The organism is Chryseobacterium potabilaquae (assembly GCF_902728265.1).
GTDB lineage: Bacteria > Bacteroidota > Bacteroidia > Flavobacteriales > Weeksellaceae > Chryseobacterium > Chryseobacterium potabilaquae.
This window is the reverse complement of sequence record NZ_CACVBR010000035.1, coordinates 25,669-40,396: the sequence shown is the minus strand read 5'-3', so window position 1 is coordinate 40,396 and position 14,728 is coordinate 25,669. Positions and strand designations below refer to the sequence as shown.

Annotated in this window: 19 protein-coding genes; all 19 read right to left on the bottom strand. The window is 32.0% G+C overall.

Translation table 11 applies throughout. The annotated features are described in order from the left end of the window. Positions 1 to 105: 105 nt before the first annotated feature. A complete protein-coding gene (locus CHRY9293_RS14840) occupies positions 106 to 363 on the bottom strand; it encodes a hypothetical protein (RefSeq protein WP_162033692.1) in 258 nt (85 codons plus the stop codon). Between the two features lie 88 nt (positions 364 to 451). Further along, positions 452 to 793: a hypothetical protein gene (locus CHRY9293_RS14835; RefSeq protein ID WP_162033691.1), complete on the bottom strand. Its 342-nt coding sequence runs from the start codon at positions 791 to 793 to the stop codon at positions 452 to 454. 13 nt (positions 794 to 806) lie between these two features. Further along, entirely contained in the window at positions 807 to 1,361 is a 555-nt protein-coding gene (locus CHRY9293_RS14830; protein ID WP_183148101.1) for an RNA polymerase sigma factor, read from the bottom strand. 175 nt (positions 1,362 to 1,536) lie between these two features. Next, positions 1,537 to 2,781: a retropepsin-like aspartic protease gene (locus tag CHRY9293_RS14825; protein WP_162033690.1), complete on the bottom strand. Its 1,245-nt coding sequence runs from the start codon at positions 2,779 to 2,781 to the stop codon at positions 1,537 to 1,539. A gap of 119 nt (positions 2,782 to 2,900) precedes the next feature. Continuing rightward, positions 2,901 to 4,907 (bottom strand): S9 family peptidase, encoded by a 2,007-nt coding sequence (locus tag CHRY9293_RS14820; RefSeq protein WP_162033689.1) that lies wholly within the window; start codon positions 4,905 to 4,907, stop codon positions 2,901 to 2,903. A gap of 80 nt (positions 4,908 to 4,987) precedes the next feature. Further along, complete coding sequence (locus CHRY9293_RS14815) at positions 4,988 to 5,446, bottom strand: DoxX family protein (protein ID WP_162033688.1); 459 nt, start codon at positions 5,444 to 5,446, stop codon at positions 4,988 to 4,990. Next, positions 5,443 to 5,886 (bottom strand): SRPBCC family protein, encoded by a 444-nt coding sequence (locus CHRY9293_RS14810; protein ID WP_162033687.1) that lies wholly within the window; start codon positions 5,884 to 5,886, stop codon positions 5,443 to 5,445. The genes CHRY9293_RS14815 and CHRY9293_RS14810 overlap by 4 nt, the downstream gene beginning before the upstream one ends. A gap of 62 nt (positions 5,887 to 5,948) precedes the next feature. Next, entirely contained in the window at positions 5,949 to 6,377 is a 429-nt protein-coding gene (locus CHRY9293_RS14805) for an SRPBCC family protein (protein WP_162033686.1), read from the bottom strand. Between the two features lie 19 nt (positions 6,378 to 6,396). Beyond that, complete coding sequence (locus tag CHRY9293_RS14800; RefSeq protein WP_162033685.1) at positions 6,397 to 7,230, bottom strand: SDR family oxidoreductase; 834 nt, start codon at positions 7,228 to 7,230, stop codon at positions 6,397 to 6,399. Between the two features lie 43 nt (positions 7,231 to 7,273). After that, a complete protein-coding gene (locus tag CHRY9293_RS14795; RefSeq protein WP_162033684.1) occupies positions 7,274 to 8,140 on the bottom strand; it encodes a VOC family protein in 867 nt (288 codons plus the stop codon). Positions 8,141 to 8,181: 41 nt separating this feature from the next. Beyond that, complete coding sequence (locus CHRY9293_RS14790; RefSeq protein ID WP_228455555.1) at positions 8,182 to 8,439, bottom strand: helix-hairpin-helix domain-containing protein; 258 nt, start codon at positions 8,437 to 8,439, stop codon at positions 8,182 to 8,184. 32 nt (positions 8,440 to 8,471) lie between these two features. Continuing rightward, complete coding sequence (locus CHRY9293_RS14785) at positions 8,472 to 8,885, bottom strand: SRPBCC family protein (RefSeq protein ID WP_122548265.1); 414 nt, start codon at positions 8,883 to 8,885, stop codon at positions 8,472 to 8,474. 81 nt (positions 8,886 to 8,966) lie between these two features. Continuing rightward, positions 8,967 to 9,398, bottom strand: a complete 432-nt coding sequence (locus CHRY9293_RS14780; RefSeq protein ID WP_122547640.1) for a VOC family protein — start codon at positions 9,396 to 9,398, stop codon at positions 8,967 to 8,969. A 74-nt stretch (positions 9,399 to 9,472) separates the two neighbouring features. Beyond that, a complete protein-coding gene (locus CHRY9293_RS14775) occupies positions 9,473 to 10,249 on the bottom strand; it encodes an alpha/beta fold hydrolase (protein ID WP_162033682.1) in 777 nt (258 codons plus the stop codon). Positions 10,250 to 10,252: 3 nt separating this feature from the next. Then, positions 10,253 to 10,777, bottom strand: coding sequence for a DinB family protein (locus CHRY9293_RS14770; protein WP_162033681.1), 525 nt, complete (start codon positions 10,775 to 10,777; stop codon positions 10,253 to 10,255). Between the two features lie 81 nt (positions 10,778 to 10,858). After that, on the bottom strand, positions 10,859 to 11,269 hold the full coding sequence (locus CHRY9293_RS14765; RefSeq protein ID WP_162033680.1) for a VOC family protein: 411 nt from the start codon (positions 11,267 to 11,269) through the stop codon (positions 10,859 to 10,861). 76 nt (positions 11,270 to 11,345) lie between these two features. Beyond that, entirely contained in the window at positions 11,346 to 11,936 is a 591-nt protein-coding gene (locus CHRY9293_RS14760) for a Crp/Fnr family transcriptional regulator (RefSeq protein ID WP_162033679.1), read from the bottom strand. 109 nt (positions 11,937 to 12,045) lie between these two features. Then, entirely contained in the window at positions 12,046 to 13,257 is a 1,212-nt protein-coding gene (locus CHRY9293_RS14755) for a DUF763 domain-containing protein (protein ID WP_162033678.1), read from the bottom strand. Positions 13,258 to 13,313: 56 nt separating this feature from the next. Beyond that, on the bottom strand, positions 13,314 to 14,513 hold the full coding sequence (locus CHRY9293_RS14750) for an MFS transporter (RefSeq protein ID WP_228455554.1): 1,200 nt from the start codon (positions 14,511 to 14,513) through the stop codon (positions 13,314 to 13,316). Positions 14,514 to 14,728: the final 215 nt, after the last annotated feature.

The following is a 14,728-nucleotide window of genomic DNA, read 5'->3' as shown; positions in this document are numbered from 1 at the left end:
ATAAAATACAGAACATTATACTGTAATACATCATAAATATTTCGGGGCGGGAAGCAAAGCTTCCCGCCCCGAAATTAACAATTTCAATTTAGTTTCATTTACGATCTACGCTTTGCAAGCATCATCTTTACGGCAACATCTTGAAGCAAATTCTTTTTTAAATCTCCCTCTAAGTTCTTGATATTGTTCATCGTTCATCTCCCTAATTCTATCAGCAAGACCGAAAGGTGATTTTTCTTTAATTCCATACTCATCAAAAATACCTTTCATAAACTTTTTTCTTTGTGCTACTTTTTTAGCAACTAATGCTACGCCCACAACGGCTAATGCTCCAAGAGCACCTTTTAATACTGAATTTTTCATTTTTTCAAAATTTTAAATTTCACTACTTTTTTTTTATTTAGACGAATAATTTTTAATTTTACTTTACTACTTTTATATAAATTTCAAATTATTCACTATTTCTTTGACGTCTGTTAAAAAACCCGCTTTCGCATCTGTTTCTCCAAACTTCTTTAAACTTCTCCCTCTCTTCCGGAGATAACCCTTCCATTTTTTCTTTCATTTTTCTTTCTTTAAAGTCTCTCATTCCTTTACCAAAATGAAAGCCTCCGAAAAGAATTTTACTTAAAATCAATATTCCCATGGCCTGCCAATATGTTATTGATTTTACGCTCAAAATTTCAGGAAGAACACAATTCCAGAGAGCCATCACAATCCACGTGACTCCCAGAAAAATTAATGGTGGACATACTAAAAACAAAATCCAGCCTTTTTTGTGTTTATGATTCATAATTTACTCTTTACTAACTATTTAAATCTTCATATAATTGTCTCAGTCTTTTCCTTAAATGCTTCACAGCATAATTTTTTCTACTGATGATGGTTTTAATATTCTCACCTTGCTCATCAGCTATTTCCTGAAGTGTCTTATCATTCAATTCATTTTCTACATAGACAAGCCTTTGCTTTTCCGGTAGCTCTTCTAATGCATCAAACAACTTTTTCCAAATTTCATCTTGAAACATTTTAATTTCAGGCCCTGCCGTATCATCCATTAATAATATATCCTTGATAGAAAACTCTCCATTCTCATCTTCATACACAAAATCTTCAAGATTTTCTGTTTTCTTTTTACGATACCGATCTGTTATTTTATTTGCAGTTACCCTATATAACCACCCTCCAATATTCACAATTTCGGAGAGATTAGTCAGATTACTAAATTGAAACCATACTTCTTGCAGAATATCTTCTGCATCTTCTGTATTTTTCACTTTAGGACGAATATACGACATCAATTTACCTCCGTAGTTAGATACGGCCTGTGAAATGATATTTTCTTTCTCCTCTTGTGGCATTGTTATTTTTTCGACAACCTCCATATTGATATGACGGTTATGCTTTTGGTTTTACTTTAATAAATTTAATTTTTTTTTCATTACGTATAGCTACTATCTCTCTGAAAATTAATTAAAAAACGGGAAGCACAATGTGCTTCCCGTTACCCATAATTAAATATAATAATAAAAAAGTTTATTTTCCTTCATATAAACGAATTTCGTTTGATTTATAATCCACTACTGTTATATATTTTTTTAAGAATTCATACCCTAATACACCGTCTACATTGTATTGTTTAGAGACTTCACTATTAAAGCTATAATTCATATCATTAAAACTAATATTTCCAATTTTAGTCTCTGAAATTTTACCTTTTTTAAGATGAATTACTCCATTAAACCCCTTCACTTTATTTTCACCCATATCATAAAGAGAACTATTTAAATTCGATAAATACTTACTACTCATTAAATTAGTAGTAGCACCAGTATCTAATCCCATATTATAGGTTTTACCCTCAATCTCTACAGGAAATACGGGTAAATGCCCTTTTAATTTAAATGGTATTTTCATAACAAGATTACCATTCTCCGAAATTTCTTTATCTGAATCTTTATGAAAATCTACTTTAAGAATATACTTTGAATAGTCAAATGTTAGTTGACTATTTTTTATCATATCATAGCCAATAATACCCGCTAGCTGAATACTATCTTTGCTCAAATAAGATAGGGGTGCTGCTTTAACTTCACAATTACATTTCTTAATTCTCCCTCCCCAATTAAAAATATTAATTCTTGTGGTTTCAACAGGATGTCCTTTACCTCCTACTCCATACAATGAGCTATTGGAAAAATTTAAATCCCTCTTATCCATTTTATCGGAATTCAAAATCATATCAGAATAGCCACTATCTAATAAAAATAATTCTTCTTTACCGTTAAGAATTGCTTTCACATAAATAAGCTTACTATCCATCAAAAAATTGGTTCTAAAACCATTCGGAACTGCTTTAATAGTACTTAATTTTTTGCTAAATGATTTATCATCACTTACAATATCACAATAAATGATTTTATGATCTTTACCAAATATAAAACTTCCCGTCATCTTTTTTTTATTAACAACATAATCCACCTTAATTAAGGTATTGTTGTCTTCAATTTCTACATTATTCAAAACATAGGCACTTGGAGTGGGCAATACATTTAAAAGTTGAGGAATAATTACATCATTTTGTCCAGAAGGAAAATTTACTATTTTAGCATTAAAAGCAAACAATGATTTAATATCATTATAATTTTTAGTTTGCAATGCATCGAAGATAGAGTCTAATGATTCTTTAAAATGAACCAACGTATTAGTTTTTGCTTTCAGGGATATGGGAAACAAAAAATAGAGTAGTACAAAAAGTACTACATAAATATTTTTTTTCATCATTTGTGTTTGTCGCCTTAGTACAACAAACATACCAGACTAAAATATCATCCCCCTAAAAGCAAAAAAATATCGATATTACGAATATCGATATAATCTATTAGGTTTGTAGTAATTTATTATTTATTAAAATTCTGAGCAAAAAACCCCATCATATATTTATATAATTCAATTCTATTAGGCTCTTTTCCAAATCCATGACCTTCATCATACTTTACCATATATGGTGTTTCAAATCCTTTGGCTCGCATTGCCTTCACGATCTGATCAGATTCATTAATATTCACTCTTGGATCATTAGCTCCTTGAACTACAAATAATGGTTTTTTAATTTTATCAATTTGAAACACGGGAGATACTTCTTTTGCTATTTTAGCTTCTTCAGGATTATCAAGATCATACCATATTTGTTTTACCATTTCTTTATAAGGTTTCCAATATTCCGGAAAGGACTCAAAAAAGGTAAATATATTAGATACTCCGACATAGTCAACTCCACAAGAATACAAATCTGGAGTTTTAATAAGCCCCATTAAAGTAGCATACCCTCCATGGCTACCTCCATAAATAGCAATTTTATCCTTATCTACCCAGCCTTTCTCAATCACATATTTCACCCCGTCCTCTACATCATCCATCGCTTTTCTTCCAATTTGTTTGTAACCCGAGTTTTGGAATTCCTTTCCGTAACCTCCTGAAATCCTAAAATTAACTTGCAAAGTAGCATAGCCTCTACTTGCAAATAATTGCGTTTCAGGATTGAAGCCCCAATCGTCTCTTATCCCTTGAGGTCCTCCATGTGGATTAACAATTAATGGAACTTTTTTACCTTCTAAAGCTGCTTTTGGCAAAGTAATATAACCATGAATAGTCAAACCATCTCTACTCTTAAATTCTATCGGTTTCATTTCTGCCATGTCCTCTTCCTTAAGCTGAGGCATAAGATCAAAAAGAAGTTTTATATTTTGAGTTTTAGTATCGTATTCGTAATATTTTCCATATAATTTATCACTATCTACAATAACTAAAAGTTTATTATCATTATCATCTGCGGACACAACAAAGAACTGTTTATCCACAAACTCTGATTGTAATTTAGTATGAACTTTCTTATAAAAATCACTCATTGGAATCGTCTCACTCTTAATCCCATTGTAGCTCACATAATCAAGTTCATAATTTCTATTTTTCCCGGACACATTTATAGAACTGACATCAAATACCGGATTAGCATATACTTCTTTTATGATTTCATTTTTCTTGGCATCGTAAAGAATAATTCTAGATTTATCACTATCCAAATTGGTAACAACATACACCTCATCTTTATTTTTGGAGTTGTCATTAAATCTGATAATACTGAAAGTATCTTTCCAATCTGTTGATTTAAGAAGGTTATATTTATCTGTCTGTAAATCTTTATAATATGTTTTGGTTGTAAGACCATTCTCAAGGACTATATATCCTCTTAAATTTCCATCTTTATCAAAAAGATAATCATCTATTGGATTGTTGACGTCTTTATTTTCATAAAGTTGAGTCATTTCTCCTGTTTTAAAGTTTATCTTATAAGGTTCAAAAATTTGCTTATTATTCTTATTCATAGTAACAATAACAAAATCAGTATCTTTAATGAGTCTTACCGAACCTAATGTAATTCCTTCAAAAGGAGTTAAATCTTTTAAATTCCCCCCATCGATATCTGCTGCATACAGATGAATATTTTCATTACCTCCTTTATCTTGTGTGTAAAAAAGACGCTTTTTATCTAACCAACCATAGCTTCTAATCAGATCATCTTTTTCTACCAAAGCCTTTGTTATTTGGCCTGTTTTCAAATCTTTTACATAGACATGATTTTTTTTATCCTGATCTTTCTCTTTATAAGATAAATAACTTCCATCTGGAGAAATTTTAAATTGAGACGCCTTTGGTCGTGCAAAATAATCTTCTACTTTATATTTAAAATTTCCTTTGTCATAAGAAATTAATTTGTCAAGATTCTCTTTGGAGGATGGAAGTGTTGGATCCCCCGGCAACGCTTTTGTTGTTGAAGTTTGTGCTTCTATCATAATTGTGGATACTACAATATGGGTAATTGTTAAAAGTTTTACATTTATATTCATAACTCATGTTTTATTTAAATTATCAATAAAGGTTATTTTTAAAATAAAGATAAGTTATTTCTCATAAATATATATTTAATTTAGTGTAAGTAAATTCCAAAATACCATGTCCAAATTATCAAAATAATTTGCATAGGAATTCTTTCTTTGTATAGATAATCCATTCCTGGTCCAGAAAAATCTGCTTTGAAAAGATTAATTTTTTTCTTTGATGAGTTTATATTAGCAACAAAAACCAACATAAAAAAAACAATTAGGAGTATTGCCGTTAGTTCTCGAATTGAAGGAATCATTAAGCCAATTCCTGCCGCAATTTCCAGAAAGCCTGTACAATATACCCAAAACATTTTATAAGGAATAAAATCGGGAATCATCATTTTCATTCCTTTTTGAAATTTAAAATGTGCTAATCCTGTAAATATGATAAAAACCGTCATTCCAAAGTTTCCGGAATATAAAAAATCCCAGCTTCCCTGAAAAATTTTCGTTCCCAATAAAGCTAGGATAAATGCTGTAAAAAGAATGATTAATAACTTCATGAGTTCTCAGCCAGTTCTTTAACAACTTCCAATCCTTTTATAAATCCTTTATCTATATGGTCTTTCCAGTCTTTTTCTGTTTGGACCTCAACATGCAATTTAGTTTTACCTCCAAAATCTATTAAAATATATTTTTCAAATGACCCGCTCCATTCCATAACTTCTTTACTTTGGGTATCCTCATTTCCTTGTTTATCGATCATTCCTAAATGTTTAAAAATAATTTGGTTAGGCTGATCCAAAGTATCAATCGTAGATACCATTCCTTCTCCTTCTGCATTCACAAAATACGTTTTCCCTCCTACTTTCCAATCTGATTTCATACTAGATCCTGGACCAAAAAATTTTGTCCATTCACTATATGTTTCAGTTCCCCACAGGGCATCCCAAACTCTCTGTAAGGGAGCATCAATTATTTTTTCATAAGATAATGTTTCCATATTTTAAAATTTTGCAATTGACATTAATTCAAAAATAGATTTAAGTCTTTAAATACCTATTTTTACAATTGAATTTCCGAAAGATTTTTCACAATCTCTAATGCTACTGGAAATTTTTCTTCAAAAAAACCTTTAAATTCATCAGAGGTATTAATTTTACTTTTTAGCAACGTTCCCTCTTCATTTTCTTCCAATATATACGCTTCTGTTGCTTCACCCCAATCTTGAGGAACCTCTACTCCATCATAAATTTCACCAAGATGTAAAAATTTCATTTCTTTATTGGGAATATTTTTCTCTACCCTACTGTACATACCATTGTTCTGAGGATCAAAAAACTTAACTATACTTCCTACTTTCAATGTCCCTTGATAAAATGAACCTTCCGTAAAAGCGGTAGTCCATTGTCTATAAGAAATATCATCCCAAAGTATACTCCATACTTTTTCAGGAGATGCATGTATTTGAATTTCAAAAATTAATGTTTCCATAGTTATCAGTATTACCATATTAACCTCCTACGAAATCCCCTCCGTTCACATGAATGATTTCTCCTGTAATAAAACTAGAATCTTCCGAAGCTAGAAAAACATAGGCTGGAGCTACCTCCGATGGCTGTCCTGCCCTTTTTAATGGATTATCTTTTCCAAATGTAGAAAGATTTTCAAAAGTTTCTTTTACAAGAGGCGTCCAAATAGGTCCGGGAGCCACTCCGTTCACAAGGATTTTTCTTTCAGCTAAATTTACCGCTAAAGAACGAATAAATGTTGTGATAGCACCCTTTGTTGATGAATAATCTATAAGATGATCACTTCCTCGATACGCAGTTACTGATGTTGTACAGATGATCCTTCCTCCCTTTTTAAGTAGTGATATACAATCTCTTGTAAGGGCAATCATTGAAATGATATTAATATTGAATGTTTGTTGGATTTGTTTGTCCGAGATATTTTCAATTTTATTTTTGGGAAATTGAACTCCCGCATTATTAACCAAAATATCTAATCCCTTCCACTCTTTTCGAATTTTATTTAAGCATTCGGTTCTGAAGGTTTTCATTGAAATATCACCTTTCAATAAAATACATTTTGGGCCTTCTTTCTCTACTAATTTTTTGGTTTCCTTTGCATCTTTATCATTTTCCTTATAAATGATAGCTATATCGGCTCCTTCTCTTGCAAAATGAACGGCAACTGCCTGACCAATTCCGCTATCTCCTCCGGAAATTAATGCTTTTTTACCACTCAGTTTTTGACTTCCAATATAATTTTCACGAATAATTTCAGGGAATACTCCCTCTTTAGGGACTTTTGACTTGGATTCTGACTTGTTCTGTGTTTTCATAAGCAAATCTTTTCTAAATAGCATCAAACACTAAGCCGAAAACCTAAGAAGAATACGCTTTCTCTAAATCCCTAATGATAATTTTCTGCATTTTCATCATCGCTTGGACGACTTTTTGTGCTTTTAGTGGATCTGAATCACTCATTAGCTGAATTAACCTTTTAGGAACAATTTGCCAGCTAAATCCAAACTTATCTTTAAGCCAGCCACACATACTTTCTCTTCCCCCATCTGAAGTCAATATATTCCAATAGCGATCTGTCTGTTCCTGATCATCCGTCATTACTACCATTGAAATTCCTTCATTGAAATCAAATGCATGATCATAAGAATTATCCATACAAAATAAGCTATACCCATCAATTTCAAAATGGGCATGCTGAATGTTTTCAGCAGGTTCAGAAATAGGGTGTCCTTCACTTCCGTCTCCATATCTCAATATATTTCCTATTTTAGAATTGGGAAACGTTTTCGTGTACAGCTCCATCGCTTCCAATGCTTTTCCATTGTTTTTATGAATAAACATTAATGTTGGGATTATTTTTTGGCTGGTCAACTTTTCTCCTAAAAAAATTTGCCACGTAACGCCATATTTATCCTGAATCCATCCATATTTTTTACTCCAAGAATAAGAGTCCAAAGGCATTAAAATCATTCCTCCATCAAATAGTTTATCCCAATAATTTTGTACTTCCTCTTCTGTTTCACAAATCACCATCAAAGAAACTGAGGCATTTTTTGTGAAATGAGGGCCCCCATTCAACAACATAAGCTTTTGTCCAAACAATTCAATATTCATTACAACGGGTGTGTCGGCAGTGATTTGTCCATCAAATATTTCACAGTAGAATTCAGCAGATTCTTTTGCATTTCCATCGTACCAAAGGCATGGAAAAATATCGTTATTCATACGCTATAATTTAAGTTTTATAAATTACCTCAATATATAGGTTATTGTTTATTTATAAATTTTTCTGTTTTAAAAGAGACATTATGTTCTTTCATATACATCTTTAGTTTTTCAATGGTATACCTACCTACGCCGTGAAACTGAATAATCTCTTTTTCAGAATAATCTGAGAGTTTTTCCAAAGAATCTATTTTTTCTTTTTCCAAAGCTCTCCTTGCCGGCAAGGCAATTACTCCTTTCAAAAAATCTTCTTTTCTATTATGATTAACGTCACAAATAGAGCTCAAACATTTCGCCATTATTATTAAGTTTATCATAACAGTAAGGGAGATTAGTGATTTTCAACATATTTATGAAAATTATCAAGAATAGCATACCATCCCTCTCTTTGCATCTCTAAAGAGTTTTGTTTTTCCGGGTCGAACACTTCCGTAACTTTTGTTGTATTATCATCCAATTTCTCAAAAGTTATTTCAACTTTTCGTCCATCTTCCATATGATACTTGATTTTCTTATGGGTAATAATTTCATCATATATTCCTTCAAAATCAAATCCAAAACTTTTATCTTTAGCCTCCATTCGATGTTTGAATTTCCCACCCAATCTCAAATCATTCTCAGATGCCGGACATTGCCATGATTCATGAGCAAAATTCCACTTTGTAATATGCCTGGGCTCATTAAAATAATCCCATGTTTTTTGGACAGGGGCCAAAATAGTAATATCAATTTTAATAGGTTCCATATACTTTATTTTTAATAGTGGAATAAAAGGGTAGCTCATCCATATTGCTACCCCTTTCTATAATTTAGTTTAAATATAAGATTATTTTGTGTATTCTTCATTATAATTCACCATCCAATGAACACCATATTTATCTTGAAAGCTTCCAAAATAATCACCCCAAAACTGATCCTCAATAGGCATTTCTATATTTCCACCTTCGGAAAGTCCTTTAAAAAGCCTATCTGCTTCTTGTTTTGATTCCGGGAAAATAGAAACGTAGTTATTATTACCCACTTTAAGATTCTGTCCAAAGCTAGGTACAATATCCGAAGCCATTAACAAGTCATTTCCTATAGGTAATGCAATATGCATCACCCTGTTCTTTTCTTCATCGGATAAGTTTTCAGTTCCTGGTGCATTTCCCATTTTATGAATTTCTCCAAGAAATTCTCCCCCAAATACCGATTTGTAAAAGTTGAAAGCTTCTTCAGCTTTTCCATCAAAATTCAAGTATGGATTTAATTTAGCCATGATCGTTATTTTAATATTTATGATTAATTATTTTATAATGAAATATATTGAGTGGGTATAGCAACCTATTCTCATTAAATATTTAGAAATTTCTTTACCTCATTAACTGTCGAGTCTATTAAGTCTTCATCAATAGTCCCCTCTAAATCACTCATCATGTAAGAACCATGAGTCGCCGGGACAATTAATAGGTGTGAATCTTCTACTAAGCGCCACATTTCAACCACATGTTCAGGTTTCATAACATCTTTATCCCCTGCCATAAATAGTGTTGGAGATTTAATAGACTTCAGAATGGATTCATCCCAGTCTTCAAATGTTTGCATTCTTTTACTATCTTTATCAAAAAGATTTTCCAACCTTGAAAAATCAGGATTTAGGTTTAGAAAATTAATTTTAAGCGCTTCGGGCATAGATTCTAATGTGGCATCTTGCATACTTTCAAAAAAACCGTCTATCATTCCTGTTCTTTTAAAAAATGACGATGCTACGATAAGTTTATCAACAGCATCAGGATAAAGATGTGCAATTTGCATCACCGTATTTCCTCCGTTACTAAATCCCCAAAAGGAAGCTTTCTTAATGTCTAGTTCTTTTAAAACAGCTATTACATCATGAGCATCCTGTTCAAATGTTTCCGGAATATCACGATGTTCAGATCTTCCATGATTTTGCAAATCAATACCAATCAACTGAAACTGATTTTCCAATCTTTCAATAACTTCTTTAAAATCAAATACAATTGAAGAGCCTCCGCCATGAATTAAAACCAACGGTTTTCCTGAGCCATAAATTTCATAGTACATCTGAATTCCGTTACCATACTTAAAGCCTTTATCAACTTGATTCATGGGTTAGTATTTTAAATCTTTATCAAAATCATATTTCATTCCTTCATATCCAAAAATTCTTCTCATCAACCCAATTTGTCCGCATAGATAATCTTCACGACCGATACACATTCCTATAAAATTCAAGACAGTCTCGGGAAAAAATTCAATATTCATTCCCATAGGAAAAGCTTTATCTAGTTCATCATCTGAAACTTCAAGTAACTTTTGATATACCAAAGGTGAAATTTTATGAAAATCAGCCTTCAGGTTTTGCAAAGAAGGATAATGTAAATTTTCATCCAACGCTTTCCCTTGAAAGAAAAAATCTTTATACTCAAATTCTTCTTGAAGCCCGAGTATATTCCCCATAGCATAACGCATATCTAGGAAATTCCCCACCATCCAAACGATATGATTGGTTCTTCCTTCCACTCTTTTCACTGCATCATCCTCCGAAATTCCGTCAAGAGCCATCAAAAAGTTCTGACTATGGCCTCTAAAAGCAGGAATAATAATGTCTAATTTTTTTGATTTTGGTGTGTCCATTTTGTTTGAATTAATATTTTACATTTAATATACTGCAGACTCTATGGTACCGGTTTTGTGTGCAAAACCTTTGATTACCCTTTATTCTTCAGGAAGTTGAGAAATATCAGAATAGGTTATTCCCCATCCATGACCATTTAAATCCAAAAATGAATTTTGATACATCCATCCATAATCTTGAGGTTCCTCGTATTGTAAACCTCCATTTTCAAGGGCAATTTTCACGAGTTGATCAACTTCTTCACGACTATCTACCCCAATTGCGAAAAAGACCTGTGTGGTATTTCCCTTCGCAATTGGTTTATTGATGAAGGTTTGAAAATATTCTTCTTTCAAAAACATGGCATAGATCTGGTCTTCTTTCATTATCACACAAATTGCATTTTCATCTGAAAATTTATCATTGATAGAAAACCCGAGTTTAGCCCAAAACTCTTTCGTTTCCAGGATATCTTTTACAGGAAGATTTACATAGATTTGATTGATTCCCATTTTGCAACTATTAGTGTTAAACTTTTACTCAAAATTACCTAGTTGTTATGAGAATCTACTTGTCATAAGACAAGATTTAGTTTTTCTTTGGATGTGAAACCAATTCTTTACGAATTCTACTCAAAGAAGTATCTGTAACACCGAGATATGAAGCAATTTGTTTTAGGGGAGCACACTGAATAACGTGAGGTTTTTGTTCCAAAAGATTCAGATATCTTTTTGTTGCTGAAAGAGTAAACATTTCTACAGAACGTTGCTTGTAAACAAAAAGTTGATGTGACATCCAAGCTCTCCCCCATTCTCTTAGATTAGGGATTTTATGAAATAAATTCTGAAAAGTTTCGAAATTAAATTTCCAACATTCACAATCTGTTATGCAGACAATATTTTCTTGTGTTGGAATTCTTTGAAAAAGAGAAGAAACCTCAATAATCACCTCATTTTCCACAAAAAAATGGGTGGTAACCTCATTTCCACTAAAATCATTTACAAATGAACGGACCAAACCTTTTTCCAGAATATAATATTCGTTTGCGGTTTTTCCTTCCTCAAGAATGAAATCTCCTTTTTGAAATGTCACTTTTTCGTGAGCGTGAAATATTTCATCAAGTTCTTCAGGTAAAAAAAATGAAAAATTATAACAAATGTCCAAGGCTTTATAACTCATCAAACACATATTTTATTTCTCTAAAAATAAAGTATTTATTGGAGTATTCATGTAAAATATTAATAAAATCAATAAGTAAATTATCATATTTTACATTTTTCAGTCTCTTTTAAAATAATGATAATTGAATTGCTTTGGGATTTGATGGTTTTGGTGCATCTCCAAAAACAGTTTTGCCTCCATATTTCCAAGAAGTCTGTCTTTCTTCTTCAATAACTTCCTGAATGTCAAAATTAGGAGTAAAGTCCTTTTCTGTAGCAGTAACAATCTGATGTAACTTATTTAATGTTTTTAATTTATCAGAGTTCCCTAGTTTTGATTTTTCAATTCCTTTTTTAAGAATATCAATACTTTCATCATAAATTTGAGTGGGCACAGGGAAAGGGTGTCCATCTTTTCCACCGTGAGCAAAAGAAAATCTTGCTGGGTCCGTGAATCTTGCTGGAGTTCCATGAATCACTTCACTTACAAGAGCCAAAGATTGCATCGTTCGAGGGCCTACGCCTTCCAATAATAATAAGTCTTCAAAATTTTGAGGTTGTTGCTCACGTGTTACATATAAAAGGGCTCCGAGACGCTTTAGGTCTACATCGCTAGCCTTCACATCATGATGTGCTGGAAGAATTAATCGTGAAAAATCACTCATTATTTTTATAGAATCTGTATGGGAAATATCCAATATCCCTTTTCTGGTTTGTTTTGCTTTATCATCGGTAAGATTCAAAATTTTCCCTCTTGATATACCATTTATCCCAGTATGAGGCTCTTCCACAAAAGATACTATATTTTCTGAGTGCCAATGGTATCGTCTCGCTGTTCCATCGGATTCATGCATTCCCTGCTGAACTACACTCCAATTTCCATTATCTGCTAAAATAAAGTTATGCAAGTACAGTTGGTATCCATCATGAATGGCTGTATTATCCACCTTTGCTGAAAGCTTACTCGCTTTTACCAATTCATTTCCATTTAATCCTGTTTTATCAGCAATCTGCATTAGCTCTAAAGGAGTATCCTTGGAAAATTTACCTTTTCCTCCACATATGTAAATTCCAAGAGTTTGAGAATTAGGATTAATAGAACGTTTTAAAGCTCCCATTACGGAAGTAGTAATTCCAGAGGAATGCCAATCCATTCCCAAGACAGCTCCAAAGCTCTGAAACCAAAATGGATCAGCTAATCTACGAAGAACTTCATCTTTATCATAATCCATTAAAATTACTTCTATAATGGAAAGTCCCAAAATAGACATTCGTTCATATAACCACGGCGGCACTTTGCCATAGTGAAGGGGTAAATCTGCGGTTCCTGAACGTTTCATATTGTAAGTTGCTCCTTATTGGATATGTAAAGATAATCAATATTATGACAGACCTTTTATGTATGTGCCTTTCTTATTCTAACCATACTTACAATTAAGAATCCTAACGCTCCCATTATAAAATATCCCTCTGCAACTTCTAATTGTATCTCCGGTTTTATTAGTGCTACAACTCCATAACTAATTGCTGATGTAATGATGAAAGCAACACCTCCCGTAAGTCCTCCTGCAAGTCCTGCAGAATTTGGAAATCGCCCAATACAATAAGTAAAATAATTATTAAAAATAAATCCGGCTGTTATATGGATTAAAAATGCAAAAATAACAAGACTAAAAATGTTATATATAAAATATGATGCAAGAAACATGGCTAATATTAAAGCTAATTGTACCATATTGGCATATCTAATTTTAGGCAGAAATGTCTTATTTATTAATGCTTTCCCTAAAAATCCACCTATCATCCAAGCAAATCCCAGCACAAGGGAAACATATCCTGCTATCACTTCGGAATATCCCATTTTATGCTCAATAATAAAAGATCCACACAGATTAAAGAACATAACCATAGAATAGCTCAATCCGCACATCAACATTCCGTAAAAAAAATCTTTTGCACGAAACATAGATTCGTACTCTTTTATTAAAAATTCAATATGAAATGGATTTCTAGATTTTAAAGTTTCACCAGAGAATATAAATTCTAATATTAATAAAAGTAAACTATATACTGCTAGTACATAGAAATTAGATTGCCATCCGAAATGCTTTTGTAAATATCCCCCGATAAAAGGTGCTATAATTGGCCCTACCGACCATACTATCGTCATAATACTCAGATAATGTTTTCGACGTTCTCCCTCATAAACATCTACAAAAAATGCTCTTTTTGAAACGACAGCAAAACCCGATAAAATCCCTTGTAAAATACGCATTGCATAAATTATCATGATATTTTGAGTAGTGGCTGTAATAAAGAAAGAAACAACAAATAAAGCGAGTGATATTAATGAAACCCTATATCTCCCAAATGAATCAATAATGCTCCCGGCAAAAAATTGTGTTATTCCATAGCTGATTAAAAAAATAGATAGGGTAAGTTGGATATTACTTTCGGGCTGATGTAATTCTGTTGCCATACTTGGCATGGAAGGTAGATAAATATCTGTTGCCAACCCAGACATAGGGATTACAGCAAAAGCTAAAATAGTAGCAATAAATTGATTTTTGTTTTTAAGAGAGTGCATTTCTATCATTTAATTTTGTCATAAAAACTATAATCAGTAGAAGATCCAAAACTCATTTATTTCATTGTCAGGACCTTTTGTGATATAAATTTATAGATACAAAATTATAATAAGAATTGGAAAATTGTGATATAGAATTCAAACAATATTAAAAGAATAAAAAATGACCGACTATTAAAAATCGATCATTACAATTGAATATATAGTTGAAAATTGGTTTATGT